The following is a 15,786-nucleotide window of genomic DNA, read 5'->3' on the forward strand; positions in this document are numbered from 1 at the left end:
GCCATGAGCACACGAACGACCCCCGAGGGCCCCGTCCGCACCACGGACGGGGCCCTCGGGCCACACGGACTGATCTCGCTGCACGACCACCTGGACGGCGCCCTGCGTCCCGCCACCGTCGTGGAGCTCGCTGCGCAGGTGGGCCACGAGCTGCCCACCACGGACCCGGCGTCCCTGGGACAGTGGTTCCGCGACAGCGCCGACTCCGGGAGCCTGCCGCGCTACCTGGAGACCTTCGCTCACACCGTGGCGGTGATGCAGACGGCACCGGCTCTGCGGCGCGTGGCCCGCGAGTACGTGGCGGACTGCGCCGCGGACGGCCTGGTCCACGCCGAGGTCCGTTGGGCACCGGAGCAGCACGTGGCCGGGGGGCTGAGCCTGGACCAGGCCGTGGACGCGGTGCAGAGCGGTCTCGCGGACGGGGTCGCAGCGGTCAAGGCCGCCGGCGGGCACATCTCGGTCGTCCAGATCCTGTGCGCCATGCGCCACCTGGATCGCTCCCGCGAGATCGCCGAGCTCGTGGTGCGGCGGGTGCGGGCGGCGTCGTCCCCGTCCGGAGACCCTGAAGAAGCAGGCACCGGCAACGTCCCGGCCACGGGCGCCGGCGCACACACCGCCACGACGACGGCGGACGGCCGGGTCCCCGGGGAACCGGTGCCGGGATCCGTGGTGGGCTTCGACCTGGCGGGCCCGGAGGACGGGTTCCCCGCCTCGGCCCACCGGGACGCACTGGAGCTTCTCGCGGCGGAGCACGTCCCCGTGACGCTGCACGCGGGGGAGGCCGCCGGCGCAGAGTCAATGGCCGACGCCCTCCGCTCGGGCCGGGCCCTGCGACTCGGCCACGGTGTACGGCTGCTGGACGAGGACCGGGAGATGACCGCACCGCTGACCCGCTGGATCCGGGACCGTCGGATCGCGCTCGAGGTCTGCCCGTGCTCCAACCTGCAGACCGGGGCGAGCGCGGCGTGGGGCGCCACCCTTGCCGAGCACCCGGTCACGAGCCTGCTGCGGGCCGGATTCGCGGTGACGGTCTCTCCCGACAACCGCCTCATGAGCGGGACCTCCGTGACGCACGAGGTGGACCGGCTGCGCGCGGAGGCGGGGTGGAGCTCCGAGGACGTGCTGCGGGTCCAGTGCACGGCGGCGCGCGCGGCCTTCGTGCCGGTGGCCTACCAGCAGTGGCTTGAGCGGCGCATCACGGGGGAGGCCTCGTGAGCCCGGAGCGCACTCCGGGTGAGCAGTTCGAACGGCTGCTGGCGGTCATGGACCGGCTGCGCTCTCCGGGAGGCTGCCCGTGGGACGCGGAGCAGACCCACGAGTCGCTGCTGCGCTACCTCGTGGAGGAGGCCTACGAGGTGGTGGAGGCCGTGGAGACCCTCGAACCCTCGAGCCGCCGGGACGAGCTCGTGGAGGAGCTCGGGGACGTGCTGCTGCAGGTGGTCTTCCACGCGCGGATCGGGCAGGAGCACCCGGACGCGCAGCGCTTCGACGTCTCGGACGTGATCTCCGCCGTGACGGACAAGCTCGTGCGCCGCCACCCGGCGGTGTTCGGTGCGAGCACGGGGACGGCTCCGGCGACCACCGGGGACACCGTGCCGGGGGCGGAGCGCGCGGGCGGCCCGGCGGTGTCGTCGGACGAGGTCCCCGCCGCCGGGCAGCGGCCGAGCACCGCCGAGCTCGCCGCGCGCTGGGACGCCGTCAAGCGGGGCGAGAAGCCGCAGCGCACCCGCATCTTCGACGGCATCCCGCCGGCGCTGCCCGCCCTCGCCCGCGCCGAGAAGGCACTGTCCAAGGCCCGCCGGCACGGGGTCCCCGGCGTGGTGGCCGTGGGCCCGGAGCTGCCGGAGGAGCAGCGCGAGGACGAGGAGCGTGAACTGGGGGAGCGGCTGCTGCGCCAGGTGGCGCAGGCCTCCGCCCGGGGACTGGACCCCGAGCGTGCGCTGCGCACCGCGGTGGGCCGCTTCGTGCGGGAGAACGACGGCCCGCTGCCGGGGTGAACGCCGTCATCCCGGGCGCGTATCGCCGGGACACAGGCGGGCTCGGTAGGCTGGGACCCGGGGCCGGAACCGCCCCACGGGTCGACGACCGACAAGGAGATTTTCATGGCAATGATCATTGCGCTGCAAGCCCGCCAGATCCTGGATTCCCGCGGCAACCCCACGGTCGAGGTGGAGGCCCTGCTGGACGACGGCAGCTTCGGCCGCGCGGCCGTCCCCTCGGGTGCGTCCACGGGTGAGTTCGAGGCCGTGGAGCGCCGCGACGGCGACAAGAAGGTCTACCTGGGCAAGGGTGTCCTGGACGCCGTGCACGCCGTGGACGAGGAGCTGGAGCAGGCCGTGGTGGGTCTGGACGCCTCCGACCAGCGCGCCGTGGATCAGGCCATGCTCGAGCTCGACGGCACCGACAACAAGGCCAAGCTGGGCGCCAACGCGATCCTGGGCGCCTCCATGGCGATCGCCCGTGCGGCCGCGAGCTCCGCGGACCTGCCCCTCTACAAGTACCTGGGCGGCCCGAACGCCCACGTGCTGCCCGTGCCCATGATGAACATCCTCAACGGCGGCTCCCACGCGGACTCCAACGTGGACATCCAGGAGTTCATGATCGCCCCGATCGGCGCCCCCACGTTCTCCGAGGCCCTGCGCTGGGGTGTGGAGGTCTACCACAGCCTCAAGTCCGTGCTGAAGGACCGCGGCCTGTCCACGGGCCTGGGTGACGAGGGCGGCTTCGCCCCGAACCTGGACTCCAACTCGGCGGCGCTGGACCTCATCCTCGAGGCCATCAAGAAGGCCGGCTACAAGCCCGGCCAGGACATCGCGCTGGCCCTGGACGTGGCCTCCTCCGAGTTCTTCGAGAAGGGCAAGTACACCTTCGAGGGCAAGAAGCGCTCCGCGGAGGAGATGTCCGCGTACTTCGAGGACCTCGTGAAGAAGTACCCCCTCGTGTCCATCGAGGACCCCCTGGACGAGGACGACTGGAAGGGCTGGGCCACGCTCACCGAGCACATCGGAGACAAGGTGCAGCTCGTGGGCGACGACCTCTTCGTGACCAACCCGGAGCGGCTGGCGCGCGGCATCCAGGAGGGCGTGGCCAACTCCCTGCTGGTCAAGGTCAACCAGATCGGCTCGCTGACCGAGACCTTCGACGCCGTGGAGCTCGCCCAGCGCAACGGCTACCGCTGCATGATCTCCCACCGTTCCGGTGAGACCGAGGACACCACCATCGCGGACATCGCGGTGGCCGTGAACGCGGGCCAGATCAAGACCGGTGCCCCGGCGCGCTCCGAGCGCGTGGCCAAGTACAACCAGCTGCTGCGCATCGAGGAGGAGCTCGGCGACGCCGCGGTCTACGCGGGCGTCTCGGCCTTCCCGCGCTTCACCGCCAAGTAGGCCCGTCGCGCGGCGCCCACGGACGCCGCGCGAGGGCCGCGACGCCGCAGCCCGGTCCCGCCGGTAGCTTCCAGGGGACCGGGCGGCGTCGTGCTGCGGGTAGACTGGCCGAGCACGATCCGCCCCACGACGTCACCCGGGAGGTACGCATGGTCGGTCCCCGCCCCCGGATCCCCCGACGCACACCGCGCCCCGCGCAGCAGGACCCCGAGCGTGAGCGGCCGGACCCGCGCCGCGACGCCGCACCGCGCCCGGAGCGCTCCGCGGGTGGCTCGTCCACGCTGGCGGCGCCCACGCCCGCGCACTCCTTCAACGGGCGCCTGGTGGCCCTGGTCGTGGTGGCCACGCTGATCGTGTTCCTGGCCGCACCCACCGCCAAGATCTTCCTGGACCAGCGGGCGCAGATCTCCGAGCTGCAGGCGAGCATCGCCCACGAGGAGCAGCGCCAGCAGGAGCTCAAGCGTGAGGAGCAGCTGTGGGGGGACGACGCCTACGTGGAGCAGCAGGCCCGGGAGCGGATGTCCTACGTGAAGCCCGGTGAGAGCGCCTACGTGGTGCTCGGCGGGCAGCAGGACCTGCACCAGGCCCCGGAGTCCTCGGCCGAGCAGGTCGAGGCCGGCAAACCCGCGTGGGCGGACGGGCTCTGGCAGTCGGTGCTCGACTCCGCCTACCCCCAGGAGGACATCACCCTGGAACCGCAACCGGACGAAAGCAGCGAGAAGTGACCGCACCGCACGACCCGACCGTCACGCCACAGGACCTCACCGTGGTGGGAGCCCAGCTCGGGAGGCCGGCCCGGGACGTCGTGGAGATCGCGGCGCGCTGCGTGTGCGGCAACCCCCTCGTGGTGGCCACGGCCCCGCGGCTGAGCAACGGCACCCCGTTCCCCACGGTCTTCTACCTGACCCACCCGGTGGTCACCGCCGCGGTCTCCCGTCTCGAGGCGGAGGGCGCCATGTACGCGATGTCCGACCGCGTGGCCCAGGACCCGGAGCTCGCCGAGCAGCACCGCGCGGCACACGAGGACTACCTGGCCCAGCGTCGTCGTGTGGGCGAGCTCGCGGGCACCGGCGACGTCCCGGAGATCGAGGGGATCTCGGCCGGTGGGATGCCCACCCGGGTGAAGTGCCTGCACGTGCTCGTGGGCCACAGCCTGGCCGCGGGCCCCGGTGTGAACCCGCTCGGGGACGAGACCCTCGAGACCATCTCCGGGACGTGGACGCCGCAGCGCTGCGCGTGCGATCCCGCGTGGCGCGCAACCGCCTGACGCGCCGGACCCCTGCCCCCATCGACACGAGGATCCCTGCTGCCATGCGCGTTGCTGCCATCGACTGCGGTACCAACTCCATCCGACTGCTCATCGCGGACGTCGTGACCCGTGACCACCACCCCGCCCTGAAGGACGTGGTGCGCGAGATGCGCATCGTGCGCCTGGGGCAGGGCGTGGACGCCACGGGGTGGCTCGCCGAGGCCGCCCTGGAGCGCACGTTCGCCGCCGTGGACGAGTACGCCGCCCTGATCACCGAGCACGGTGCGGACAGGGTGCGTTTCGTGGCCACCTCCGCGACCCGCGACGCAGGCAACCGGGACGTGTTCGTGGCGGGCATCCGCTCCCGGCTGGGGGTGGTCCCGGAGGTCGTCAGCGGCGACGAGGAGGCCGCCCTGTCCTTCCGGGGCGCCCTCAACGCGGCCCCGGGCCTGGACCCCGGGGACCGGGTGCTCGTGGTGGACGTGGGCGGCGGTTCCACGGAGTGTGTGCTGGGCACCCCCCGCGAGGTGCTGGCCGCCCGGAGCGTGGACGTGGGGTGCGTGCGCATGACGGAGCGCCACCTGGGCTCCAACCCTCCCACCGAGGAGCAGCAGGCCCACGTGCTCCGGGACGTGGACGAGGCCATGGACGTGGTGGCACGCACGGTCCCCCTGGAGCAGACCACCCGCCTGGTGGGAGTGGCGGGCACCGTCACCACCGTCACGGCCATGGCCATGGGGCTCAAGCGCTACGACCCCGACCGCATCAACGGGACGGTGCTGGAGATCGCGGACGTGGACCGGGCGTGCCGAGAGCTCACGGCCATGACCCGCAAGCAGCGTGCGCGCCTGGGCTTCATGCACGAGGGCCGGGTGGACGTGATCGGTGCCGGAGCGCTCGTGTGGCGCCGCGTCGTCGAGCGTGTGGCCCGGGCAACGGACGGCCGGGTCGACACCGCGACCGCGAGCGAGCACGACATCCTGGACGGCATCGGCCTGTCGCTGGTGTCCTGACACCCGACATCCGGCACCGCCGGGAACACCCCGCGCCACGGGAGGCGGGGCACACGAGGAGACACGAGGGACATGACCGGTCGATCGAGAACGCGCCGCGCGCTCGCGGGATCAGCGGCAGCGCTGCTGCTCTCGGGGGCCACGCTCGCTCCCGCGCTGGCCCAGGACCCCGCGGTCCCCGCGCCCGCACCGTCCGTCCCGGTGGAGACCCCGGTGCAGCCCCCGCCCGCCGGCGGCAAGCCCCCGGTGGACGGCGCGGACATCCAGCAGAGCGAGTACTGGCTGGACGACTACGGGGTGCGCGACGCCTGGAAGGAGTCCACGGGCAAGGGCGTGAAGATTGCGGTGATCGACACGGGCGTGGACGGTGGCCACCAGGACCTCGCCGGCGGCGTGCTGCCGGGCACGGACACGTCCGGCGCCGGCCAGTCCGACGGGCAGAAGGGCCTCGGTGCCGAGCCCGAGCACGGAACCCTCGTCTCGTCCCTCGCGGCCGGACGCGGTCACGGGGCCCCGAACGAGAACGGCCCGGGCCACCAGGAGGGAGTCCTCGGGGTGGCTCCGGACGCGGAGATCCTGCCGGTCTCCCTGTGGCTCGGCAACGAGCAGCCCGGTGTCAAGGACGTCAACGAGCAGATCCCCGAGGCCGTCCGGTGGGCCGTGGACCACGGCGCGGACGTGATCAACATGTCCGTGGGCTCCGACTCCACCTCCTGGCCGCAGTCCTGGGACTCCGCGTTCGCCTACGCGGAGGAGAAGGACGTGATGGTGGTCGCCGCGGCGGGCAACAGGGGCTCCGGGCTGAACCAGGTGGGCGCCCCCGCCACCATCCCGGGTGTGGTGTCCGTGGGTGGAGTGGACCGTTCGGGCAGGGCCAGCTGGGACTCCTCCTCCCAGGGCATCTCGATCGCCGTGGCCGGTCCCAGTGAGGACATGGTGGGTGCGATGCCCGGTGACGGGTACGCCCAGTGGTCCGGCACCTCAGCCACCGCACCTCTGGTGGCGGGCACGGCGGCCCTGGTCATGGAGCAGCACCCGGAGCTCACGGCCGAACAGGTCACCCAGCGCATCGTGAGGACCGCGCACGACGCGGGGGAGAAGGGCAAGGACCCGATCTACGGCTACGGGGTGCTGGACGTGCGCGCGGCCGTGCTGGACGACGTCGAGACCCCGGACGAGAACCCCATGGGCAGCGTGCGGCACTGGATCGACCAGAACCGCCCGCACAGCGGCGCCGCCACACCCACGGCCACCTCCGGCACCGCGGACGGGGACACCCGGCAGGTCACCCAGGAGGCCACCCCGCCGGTCGCACAGGCACCGCTCAACGAGACCGGGGCACTGCCGGTCGTGGTGCTCGCGTCCTTCGGGCTGGTGGTGACCGCTCTGACCGTGGCCGCCGTCCTGCACATCCGCAGGCTCTCACGCTGATTTCACGGTCAGCACAGTTCCCGACCGTCACACCGTCAGCGAAAGCCCGGCGCCGTGGGTAAACTTCGAGGCATGGCTTTCAATCAACTTGCTAAGGACCGACCGCGCCTTCTCATCGTGGGTGGCGGCTACGTCGGCTTCACCCTCGCCCAGAAGCTGCAGACCCGCATCAAGGAGTCGGGCGGCGTGGTCACGGTGGTGGACCCCAACCCGTACATGACCTACCTCCCGTTCCTGCCGGAGGTCGCGGCGGGCAACATCGACGCCCGTTCCGCCGTCATCTCCCACCGCCAGCACCTCGGTGACTGCGAGCTGGTCGGCGGCCGCGTGGAGCACATCGACCACGCCTCGCACACGGTCACCGTGCGCGGGATCGACGAGGGCCCGGAGTTCCAGCTGCCCTACGACGAGATCGTGATCGCCGGTGGCTCCACCACCCGCACGTTCCCCATCCCGGGGCTCGCGGAGAAGGCCATCGGCATGAAGACCATCGAAGAGGCCGTGTCGGTGCGCAACTGGGTGCTCGAGCGCATCGAGGTCGCCTCCCTCACGGACAGCGAGGAGGACAAGCGCAAGGCGCTGACCTTCATCGTGGTGGGTGGCGGCTACGCCGGCTCGGAGTCCATCGCCGAGCTCGAGGACATGGCCCGCTCCGCCGTGGAGCGCAACGACCGCCTGCGCGTCTCGGACCTGCGCTTCGTGCTCGTGGAGGCCATGGGGCGGATCATGCCCGAGGTCTCCAAGGACCGCGCCGAGAAGGTCGTGGCCGAGATGCGCGCCCGCGGCATCGAGGTCCTCCTCAACACCTCCATCTCCGAGGTGGACGGTGACGTGGTCAAGCTCATCAACATGGGCGACAGGTCCCCGGCCGGCGAGGTGGCCACGGACACCCTCATCTGGTGTGCGGGGGTGCAGGCCTCCGGCTTCGCCAAGAACAGCGACCTTCCGGTGGACGAGCGCGGCCGCGTGCGCGTGGGCGCTGACCTGCGGGTCACCGGTGACGACGGGCCCCTCGAGGGCGCCTGGGCCGCGGGCGACATCGCTGCCGTCCCGGACCTCACGGGCTCCGGCCCCGGCGGGTTCTGCGTCCCGAACGCTCAGCACGCCGTGCGTCAGGCCGCCACCATGGCCAAGAACATCATGGCCGCTCACCAGGGCGAGCCGCTGGAGGACTACTACCACGAGAACCTCGGTTCCGTGGCCGGGCTGGGTCTCTACAAGGGCGCGGCCACCATCCGCGGCGTGGACCTCGGCGGGCTGCCCGCCTGGGCCATGCACCGGCTCTACCACGGCTACGCGATCCCCACCGTGGAGCGCAAGGTCCGCGTGTTCACGGAGTGGGGCATCAACATGCTCTTCGGCCGCGACACCACCTCGCTGCGCCACCTGCGGGAGCCGCGTCGCGCGTTCCTGAAGGCTGCCGGCAAGGACCTGCCCGCGGAGAAGGCCCAGCTCTAGGGTTTCCCGCACGGAAGCGGACGTGCAGCGGTGGGGTCGCGCCTGTGGCGACCCCACCGCCGTCGTTGCCGCCCCCATAGCCCAACCGGCAGAGGCAGCGGACTTAAAATCCGCTCAGTGTGGGTTCGAATCCCACTGGGGGCACCTGATCGCCGGTCCGAACCGCCCGCGTGGCGCCGGACCTGGCAGCTGGCCCTGAACCTGGTGACCATCCACTGGGGCGCAGGGTGGCGGGCAGTCGCCGCTGATAGCCTGGGGCAACAGCTCGACTACGCCCTCGAAAGGACGTCACATGGCCGGCGGAAACCCCCTCCTTCGCGACTTCGACAAGAAGAACGCGACCACCCCGGGGTCCTACCAGGATTCCCGCTACTCACCCGAACAGCTCGAGCGCATGTACAACGCGCCCGCTGCGGGTCCCGCGCAGACGGGACGCATGAGCTACGACGACGTCGTGATGCGCACCTCTCTGGTGCTGGCGTGCGTGATCGCCGGTGCGGCGGCGGGCTGGTTCATGCCCGTTCTGGCCTTCCCCGGCTCCCTGGTCGGACTGGTGCTCGGTCTGGTCAACTCGTTCAAGCGCGAGCCCAGCCCCGTGCTCATCATCCTCTACGCCCTGGCCGAGGGCATGTTCCTGGGCGGGTTCTCCATGATGATGGAGGCCGCGTACCCGGGCATTGTGGTGCAGGCCGTGATCGGCACCCTGGCCGTGTTCGTGTCCGTCCTGGTGCTGTACAAGGTGGGCGTGCTGCGTTCGTCCCCCCGCGTCACCAAGTTCTTCATGGTTGCCCTCATGGCCTACGCCATCTTCGCGCTGGTCAACCTGGGCACGAGCCTCATCGGCGGCTTCGACATGCGCTCCGAGGTCTCCATCATGGGCATCCCCCTGGGGCTGGTCGTGGGGGCCGTGGCCATCCTGCTGGCGGCCTACAGCTTCGTGCTGGACTTCGAGAACATCAGCGACGGCGTCTCCCGCGGGATCCCCAAGAAGGCGGCGTGGACCGCGGCGTTCGGGCTGACCGTGACTCTGATCTGGGCCTACGTGGAGATTCTGCGCGTCCTCTCGATCATCCGCTCCATGAGCGACTGACCTGCCGCGAGGCCAGGAGCCGCATCAGCGGATCCGAACCCTCACAGACCACGGCGGCCCGGTGCATCCCAGCACCGGGCCGCCGTGGTTTTTGTCATCGGTTCAGTCCGAGCCGGCTCAGATCCAGGTGATCCCCAGCTCGCGCGGCGGTAGGTTGATGGCCCTGGCCGGCACACTGTCGGAGGCCGCACGGCCCACGAACAGCCAGCCGAGCACCTCCTCGTTCTCGCCCAGGGAGTAGAACTCCCGGATCAGCTCGCGGTCGAAGGGTTCACGCTGGGACCACATGGTGGCCCAGCCCTGGGCGTAGAACGCGGCTTCCAGCACACCGCGGGCCGCGTGGACCTGTCCCCGCTGGTCCTTCTTGGACTCCGGGAGCTCCGGATGGTGCTGGAAGACCAGCGCCAGGGCCACCCCGCCCCGGGAGGCCCACTGCAGGCTGCCGCGGTAGGCGGCGAGCACCCTGATCTTTTTGCCCTTCAACCGGGGCACCGGACCGGTGAGGCTGGGCACCGACGTGAGCCCGGCCATCGCAGCGGCCAGCAGGGAGGCGGACCTGCGGTTGGTCACGGCCACGCGCCACCCCGTGGGGCGGTCGTCGAACTTGGCGCCTGCTGCGGCTCTGAGAACGGCCTCGAGGTCCTCGGGTCGCGGACCTTCCTGGGTGAGCAGACTCGCGGGGCGGCGCTGGGCCAGGACACGCAGCAGTGTGGTGGACATGACAGCCATCTTGTCATCCTCGGATCTCGTTCGCGTGTATCTGCAGGGCTCGCAATGATGCGATGATAGTGCGCATGTCATCCAGTGTTCCGACGTCGCACGCGGGTTCACCCCCGGGCCGCGCCTCAGACGTCCCCCAGTCGACTCCTGTGCCCATTGCCGAGGCCGAGACCATGGTCACCACGCCCGTGCGGATTGCCGCCGCGTGGTCCTGGCGCGTCCTGCTGATCATCGCCGGGGTGGGCGTGGTGGGCTGGCTCCTGAGCCACGTCACCACAGTCCTGATCCCCGTTCTCCTGGCGGCGCTGGCGGCCGGCCTGCTGTCACCCGCCGTGCGGTGGCTGCGGTCCAAGGGCTTCGCGGCGGCGCTGGCGGCCATCACGGTGGAGCTGGGCCTCATCCTGCTGGTCCTCGGGCTGCTGACGCTCGCGGGACAGCAGATCATCGTCGGCTTCGCGCAGCTCTCCGACGGTGTGGTGGCGGGCTTCCAGCAGCTGCTGGGCATGCTCGAGGACAGCCGCCTGAACATCTCCACCGACACCATCAACCAGTGGTTCTCGGAACTCGGCAGCACCCTGCAGGCCAACTCGGACGCAATTCTTTCCGGGGCCATGACGTTCGGTTCCACCACCAGCAACATCGTGACCGGAACCTTCATCGCGCTGTTCGTGCTGCTGTTCTTCCTCATGGACGGCGAGAACATCTGGCTGTTCCTGGTCAAGCTGTTCCCGGGCCGGGCCCGCCCGGCGGTCAACGGCGCAGGCCGCAAGGGCTGGACGTCGCTGGCCCAGTACGTGCGGATCCAGGTGTTCGTGGCCTTCGTGGACGCCCTGGGTATCGGGCTCGGGGCGTTCCTGCTGAACGTGCCCCTGGCACTGCCCATCGGCGTGCTGGTGTTCCTGGCGTCCTTCATCCCGATCGTGGGTGCGGTGCTGACCGGTGCCGTGGCGGTCCTGGTGGCGCTCGTGGCGGTCAGTCCCGCCATCGCGCTGGCCATGCTGCTCGTGGTCCTGGCCGTGCAGCAGATCGAGTCCAACATCCTGCAGCCCCTGGTGATGGGCAAAGCCGTCTCCCTGCACCCCGTGGCGGTGTTCCTGGCCGTCTCCGCGGGCAGCGTGCTCTTCGGGATCATCGGTGCGCTGTTCGCCGTGCCGCTGATGGCCGTGCTCAACACGATCATCCGCTACCTCGCGGGGCGGGCGTGGGAGCACGACGACGAGATCGCGTGGGAGCCGTTCATGTACCCGCGTGAGATCAAGAAGGCCGCGAAGAAGAAGAACCTCTCCAGCGAGCAGGTCATGGCCCAGCTGCAGCGTTTCCGCGGCAAGCGCCACCGTGAGCGCGAGAACGAGGAGCGCAAGCGCGAGGAGAAGCACAAGAAGGAGACGGAGCACGATGCGAGCATCGAGCAGCGTTCTGCGGGGGAGGACCAGCCGCTGCACTGACGCACCGGCGTCATAGCATGGAACGCGGCGCCCCCGCCTGTGGGCGCCGCGTTCTGTGTTCTCCCACCACGCTGCCCGCCGCGGCCCAGCCGCGAGGAGGCAGCCGCACGCCGCACGACCCGGCAACGACGAAGGAAGTTCCTGTGGGCCACAATGCTCTGCCCGTTTCCGCCACGGACGTCCGCGACGCCGCGAACCTGCTGGACGGGGTGATCGAACGCACCCCGCTGGCCCACTCCCGGGCCCTGTCCCGGATGCTGGGATCCGAGGTGTACCTCAAGTGCGAGAACCTGCAGCGCGCCGGCTCGTTCAAGGCACGCGGAGCCTACGTGCGCATGGCGCAGCTCAGCGAGGACGAGAAGCGCCGCGGAGTGGTGGCTGCCTCGGCGGGCAACCACGCCCAGGGGGTCGCGCTCGCCGCGGCCAAACTGGGGGTCACCGCCCGGATCTACATGCCCCGCGGAGCAGCGCTTCCCAAGATCGCGGCCACGCAGGACCACGGCGCGGAGGTGGTCCTGCACGGCTCCTCCGTGGACGAGGCCCTCGCGGAGGCGCAGCGGTTCGCGGACGAGACCGGTGCGGTGTTCGTCCACCCGTTCGACCACGTGGACATCATCGCGGGGCAGGGCACCATCGGGCTGGAGATCCTCGACCAGCTGCCCACCGTGGACACCGTGATCGCCGGGGTGGGCGGTGGTGGCCTGCTGGCCGGAGTGTCCGTGGCCGTCAAGGCCAAGGCCGAGCAGCAGGGGAGGGACATCCGGGTGATCGGTGTCCAGGCGGAGAATGCCGCGGCCTATCCGCCGTCACTCGCGGGGGACGCGATCGTGACGCTGTCGAAGGTGTCCACGATCGCGGACGGCATCGCGGTGGGTCGTCCCGGGCAGCTGCCGTTCCGGATCATCCGGGAACTCGCGGACGACGTGGTCACGGTGTCCGAGGACTCCCTCTCCCAGGCCCTGATCTTCATGCTGGAGCGCAACAAGATGGTGGTGGAGCCGGCCGGTGCCGTGGGCGTGGCGGCCATCCTCGAGGGCGAGCTGAAGCGGAGCCACCCAGAGCTCGGCACCACGGTGGTGCTGCTCTCCGGCGGCAACATCGACCCGATGCTCATGCTCAAGGTGATCCAGCGCGGACTCTCCGCGGCCGGGCGCTACATGACCATCAAGATGATGCTCACGGACCGCCCCGGTGAGCTCGCCCAGATCTCCGGGATCATCGCGGACATGGACGCCAACGTGACCGGCGTGAACCACACGCGGATCGGGGGATCCCTGTCCATGGGGGACGTGTCCATCACCATCGACATGGAGACCAAGGGGCACGCGCACTGCGACCAGGTGATCGCGGCGCTCGAGTCGCACGGGTACCACCCGGTCATCGTGCACTGACGTGCCCGGTGGGTGAGCGCTAGCGGCGCCGCCTCCGCGCGGTGAAGAACGTGAGCAGGGCGGATGCGAACGTGGCCACGAAGAGGATGTTGCGCAGACCGCCCGTGGCGTTGAGCGAGGGGTTGCCCTGGCCCAGGATGTGGACCACGATCGCCGCCACCGCCAGCAGCGCCGTGAGGACGATCATCGGCGTGGTCCAGGGGGCCGGGCTTCGATTCCAGCGGGTGACCACGATCGGACTCCTCTCGGGGCGTGACAGGTGATGGGACGATCCTACGGGGCACGCCTGCGGGAACGGTGGGAACCGGGGCGGAGCGGGCCGCAGCACCGCCCGGGTACGAGGAAGGCCACCCCGCCGTGGCGAGGTGGCCTCCGGTGGCCCGCGGACGGGTCCGGGTGGCTCAGCGGCTGAAGGGCTTGGCCTTGAGGATCTTCACCGTGATGTCCTTGCCGTTGGGGGCCTGGTAGCTCACGGTCTCGCCCACCTTGTGGCCGTTGATCGCAGCGCCCATGGGGGAGCGATCGGAGAAGACCTCCAGGTCCTCGCCGCCGGTGAGGTCCTCGGCGACCTCCCGGGATCCCATGAGGAAGGTCATCTCGTCCCCGGCGATCTCGGCGGTCACGACCATCCCGGCCTCGATGATGCCGTCGTCGGCGGGGGCCTCGCCCACCTGGGCGTTCTCGAGCAGCTGGGTCAGCTGCACGATGCGGCCCTCGTTCTTGCCCTGCTCCTCACGCGCGGCGTGGTAGCCGCCGTTCTCCTTGAGGTCTCCCTCGGAGCGCGCCTGTTCGATCCTGTCCACGATCTCCTGGCGGTAGGGCCCGGCGATGTAGTCGAGCTCCTTCTTGAGCCGGTCGTACGCTTCCTGGGTGAGCCAGGCTCCCTCTTGTGCAGGCACTGTGCCTCCGTTCTCCGGTGTCCGTCGCCCTGACGGACACGTGTGAAAAACCCCGCCCCGGGGCGAGCCGCGTGGCCCAGCGCTTCCGGGTCGGGGATGTGGTCTTCGGGCAAGTGTAGAGGACGGTGCGCCCGCACCCCAAAGTGATGCAGGGCACCCGGTGTCTCAGTCAGAGGTGATCCAGCAGGAGTCCACACCGGCGGTGTTGGCCAGGTTGGTGGTGCGCACGGGCACCCGGTGGGTGCTGGTGCGCCCGTTGAGCTCGTCCTCGGGGACGTGGCCGATCGTGACCTCGTTCCACCCCACCACGGCGTACTGCTCGTTCAGCGCCTGCACGGCGCACGTGACGGTCTGGTCCGGATCCTTGGTGAGGTCGAAGTCCGCGTAGACCTGCCCGGCGTCCATGATCTTGAAGCTGACGTCCTTCGAGACGGGCTGCTGGGACTCGCCCCGCACGATCCACGTGATGAACAGGGCCGCCACCAGGGTGGCCGCCACCGCGATGAGGATCCACCCCCTCGCACCGGGGCCGCGTCGGGGTGTGCCCGCCACGGTGCGGTGGCCTGATCCGTAGCGCTGGGAGAGCACCCGCTCCGGGGCGGGTTCCTCCGGCGCGCGCCGGGCGTCGGAGGGTGGGGAGGTGGCGGAACTCATGACCTCCACTGTACCCAGCGGGAATGGGTGCGCACTGGGCGGACGGGCCGCGGTCCGGAGGGCTGGGGCGCAGTGATCGGCGTAGGATACCGGGGGTTGTCATTTTCGCTTCGACGTCTTGGAGGCATCCGTTCGGTGACGGACTATTCGCAGCTTCGTTTGTTGGCCATCCACGCCCATCCGGACGACGAGTCCAGCAAGGGCGCGGCGACCATGGCCCACTACGCCGGGCTCGGCGCCCGCGTCATGGTGGCCACGTGCACCGGGGGTGAGCGCGGCTCGATCCTCAACGCCGAGATGGAGGGCGACGTCCGGGCCGAGCGGGACCTGCCGGGTCTGCGCCGCCAGGAGATGGCGTCCGCGGTGGCCGCCCTGGGGGTGGAGCACCGCTGGATCGGCTTCATGGACTCGGGTCTGCCGGAGGGTGATCCGCTGCCTTCTCTGCCGTGGGGCTGCTTCGCCCTGCAGCCCCTGCAGCGCGCGGCCGCTCCACTGGTGCAGCTGATCCGCGAGTTCCGTCCGCACGTGATCCTGAGCTACGACGAGAACGGCGGGTACCCCCACCCGGACCACATCCAGACGCACAAGGTCTCCATGGAGGCGTACCTGCGCGCGGGAGACCCCGAGGCCTACCCGGGAACGGGGGAGCCCTGGGCGCCGTCCAAGCTGTACTACGACCGCGCGTTCAACCCGGAGCGCTTCCTGGCGCTGCACGAGGCTCTGGAGGCCCGGGGCCTGACCTCCCCGTACGCGCAGCGCATCGCCGCGATGCAGGAGTCGGACCCCGAGGGCCACCGCCCGCCCGTGCCCCGGCACGAGACCACCACCCAGGTGCGCTGCCCGGAGCAGTTCCCCGCCCGGGACCGCGCGCTGCGCAGCCACCGCACCCAGGTGGATCCCCGCGGCATGTTCTTCGCGGTCTCCACCGAGACCCAGGCGGAGGTGTGGCCCTGGGAGGACTACACCCTCGCGGAGTCCCGGGTGGAGACCAGCCTGCCGGAGACGGATCTCTTCGCCGGGATCGACCCGACCACGACCCCACGGAAGTGA

The 15,786-nt window shown here is 70.8% G+C and carries 16 protein-coding genes and 1 tRNA gene; 13 read left to right on the top strand and 4 right to left on the bottom strand.

Features of this window, described 5'->3' with window-relative positions; all coding sequences use genetic code 11:
• The first annotated feature begins 3 nt into the window (after positions 1-3).
• From AABM36_RS05325 to AABM36_RS05370, 10 genes are all read left to right on the top strand, one after another.
• Positions 4-1,215, top strand: a complete 1,212-nt coding sequence (locus AABM36_RS05325) for an adenosine deaminase family protein (protein WP_423447724.1) — start codon at positions 4-6, stop codon at positions 1,213-1,215.
• A complete protein-coding gene (locus tag AABM36_RS05330; protein WP_423447726.1) occupies positions 1,212-1,997 on the top strand; it encodes a MazG nucleotide pyrophosphohydrolase domain-containing protein in 786 nt (261 codons plus the stop codon). Before AABM36_RS05325 ends, AABM36_RS05330 begins: the two co-directional genes overlap by 4 nt.
• 105 nt (positions 1,998-2,102) lie before the next feature.
• Complete coding sequence (gene eno / locus AABM36_RS05335; protein ID WP_423447728.1) at positions 2,103-3,386, top strand: phosphopyruvate hydratase; 1,284 nt, start codon at positions 2,103-2,105, stop codon at positions 3,384-3,386.
• Positions 3,387-3,535: 149 nt separating this feature from the next.
• A complete protein-coding gene (locus AABM36_RS05340; RefSeq protein ID WP_423447730.1) occupies positions 3,536-4,111 on the top strand; it encodes an FtsB family cell division protein in 576 nt (191 codons plus the stop codon).
• Positions 4,108-4,653, top strand: a complete 546-nt coding sequence (locus AABM36_RS05345; protein WP_423447732.1) for a DUF501 domain-containing protein — start codon at positions 4,108-4,110, stop codon at positions 4,651-4,653. Before AABM36_RS05340 ends, AABM36_RS05345 begins: the two co-directional genes overlap by 4 nt.
• A 44-nt stretch (positions 4,654-4,697) precedes the next feature.
• Complete coding sequence (locus tag AABM36_RS05350) at positions 4,698-5,648, top strand: exopolyphosphatase (protein WP_423447734.1); 951 nt, start codon at positions 4,698-4,700, stop codon at positions 5,646-5,648.
• Between the two features lie 72 nt (positions 5,649-5,720).
• Positions 5,721-7,079, top strand: coding sequence for a S8 family serine peptidase (locus tag AABM36_RS05355; RefSeq protein ID WP_423447736.1), 1,359 nt, complete (start codon positions 5,721-5,723; stop codon positions 7,077-7,079).
• 72 nt (positions 7,080-7,151) lie between these two features.
• Entirely contained in the window at positions 7,152-8,537 is a 1,386-nt protein-coding gene (locus AABM36_RS05360; RefSeq protein WP_423447738.1) for an NAD(P)/FAD-dependent oxidoreductase, read from the top strand.
• 70 nt (positions 8,538-8,607) lie between these two features.
• Positions 8,608-8,681: transfer RNA gene (locus AABM36_RS05365), tRNA-Leu, on the top strand.
• Positions 8,682-8,829: 148 nt separating this feature from the next.
• Positions 8,830-9,627: a Bax inhibitor-1/YccA family protein gene (locus AABM36_RS05370; RefSeq protein WP_423447740.1), complete on the top strand. Its 798-nt coding sequence runs from the start codon at positions 8,830-8,832 to the stop codon at positions 9,625-9,627.
• A 117-nt stretch (positions 9,628-9,744) separates the two neighbouring features.
• Here the strand turns inward: AABM36_RS05370 and AABM36_RS05375 are convergent, their stop codons facing one another.
• Positions 9,745-10,347, bottom strand: coding sequence for a nitroreductase family protein (locus AABM36_RS05375; RefSeq protein WP_423447742.1), 603 nt, complete (start codon positions 10,345-10,347; stop codon positions 9,745-9,747).
• A gap of 149 nt (positions 10,348-10,496) precedes the next feature.
• Here AABM36_RS05375 and AABM36_RS05380 point away from each other — a divergent pair, with 149 nt between their 5' ends.
• Positions 10,497-11,792, top strand: coding sequence for an AI-2E family transporter (locus AABM36_RS05380; RefSeq protein WP_423447744.1), 1,296 nt, complete (start codon positions 10,497-10,499; stop codon positions 11,790-11,792).
• 143 nt (positions 11,793-11,935) lie between these two features.
• Positions 11,936-13,183 carry a threonine ammonia-lyase gene (gene ilvA, locus AABM36_RS05385; protein WP_423447746.1) on the top strand — a complete coding sequence of 416 codons (1,248 nt, stop codon included), beginning with the start codon at positions 11,936-11,938 and terminating at the stop codon, positions 13,181-13,183.
• 19 nt (positions 13,184-13,202) lie between these two features.
• Here ilvA and AABM36_RS05390 read toward each other — a convergent pair whose 3' ends face one another.
• The 3 genes from AABM36_RS05390 to AABM36_RS05400 all read right to left on the bottom strand — a co-directional run bounded on the left by AABM36_RS05390 (position 13,203) and on the right by AABM36_RS05400 (position 14,736).
• On the bottom strand, positions 13,203-13,370 hold the full coding sequence (locus tag AABM36_RS05390) for a hypothetical protein (protein WP_423447748.1): 168 nt from the start codon (positions 13,368-13,370) through the stop codon (positions 13,203-13,205).
• 214 nt (positions 13,371-13,584) lie between these two features.
• On the bottom strand, positions 13,585-14,082 hold the full coding sequence (greA, locus tag AABM36_RS05395; RefSeq protein ID WP_423447749.1) for a transcription elongation factor GreA: 498 nt from the start codon (positions 14,080-14,082) through the stop codon (positions 13,585-13,587).
• A 165-nt stretch (positions 14,083-14,247) separates the two neighbouring features.
• Positions 14,248-14,736 (bottom strand): DUF4307 domain-containing protein, encoded by a 489-nt coding sequence (locus AABM36_RS05400; protein WP_423447751.1) that lies wholly within the window; start codon positions 14,734-14,736, stop codon positions 14,248-14,250.
• A gap of 135 nt (positions 14,737-14,871) precedes the next feature.
• Here AABM36_RS05400 and mca point away from each other — a divergent pair, with 135 nt between their 5' ends.
• On the top strand, positions 14,872-15,786 hold the full coding sequence (mca, locus tag AABM36_RS05405; protein WP_423447753.1) for a mycothiol conjugate amidase Mca: 915 nt from the start codon (positions 14,872-14,874) through the stop codon (positions 15,784-15,786).

It is taken from the genome of Kocuria sp. KSNUG (genome assembly GCF_049532735.1).
GTDB lineage: Bacteria > Actinomycetota > Actinomycetes > Actinomycetales > Micrococcaceae > Kocuria > Kocuria rhizophila.

Excerpts from the sequence above, each read along its gene's own strand:
- AABM36_RS05350 (WP_423447734.1), top strand. The coding sequence starts at position 4,698 with ATGCGCGTTGCTGCCATCGACTGCGGTACCAACTCCATCCGACTGCTC.
- AABM36_RS05370 (WP_423447740.1), top strand. The coding sequence starts at position 8,830 with ATGGCCGGCGGAAACCCCCTCCTTCGCGACTTCGACAAGAAGAACGCG.
- AABM36_RS05400 (WP_423447751.1), bottom strand. The coding sequence starts at position 14,736 with ATGAGTTCCGCCACCTCCCCACCCTCCGACGCCCGGCGCGCGCCGGAG.
- AABM36_RS05375 (WP_423447742.1), bottom strand. The coding sequence starts at position 10,347 with ATGTCCACCACACTGCTGCGTGTCCTGGCCCAGCGCCGCCCCGCGAGT.
- AABM36_RS05325 (WP_423447724.1), top strand. The coding sequence starts at position 4 with ATGAGCACACGAACGACCCCCGAGGGCCCCGTCCGCACCACGGACGGG.
- AABM36_RS05355 (WP_423447736.1), top strand. The coding sequence starts at position 5,721 with ATGACCGGTCGATCGAGAACGCGCCGCGCGCTCGCGGGATCAGCGGCA.
- AABM36_RS05360 (WP_423447738.1), top strand. The coding sequence starts at position 7,152 with ATGGCTTTCAATCAACTTGCTAAGGACCGACCGCGCCTTCTCATCGTG.
- eno (WP_423447728.1), top strand. The coding sequence starts at position 2,103 with ATGGCAATGATCATTGCGCTGCAAGCCCGCCAGATCCTGGATTCCCGC.
- AABM36_RS05340 (WP_423447730.1), top strand. The coding sequence starts at position 3,536 with ATGGTCGGTCCCCGCCCCCGGATCCCCCGACGCACACCGCGCCCCGCG.
- AABM36_RS05390 (WP_423447748.1), bottom strand. The coding sequence starts at position 13,370 with ATGATCGTCCTCACGGCGCTGCTGGCGGTGGCGGCGATCGTGGTCCAC.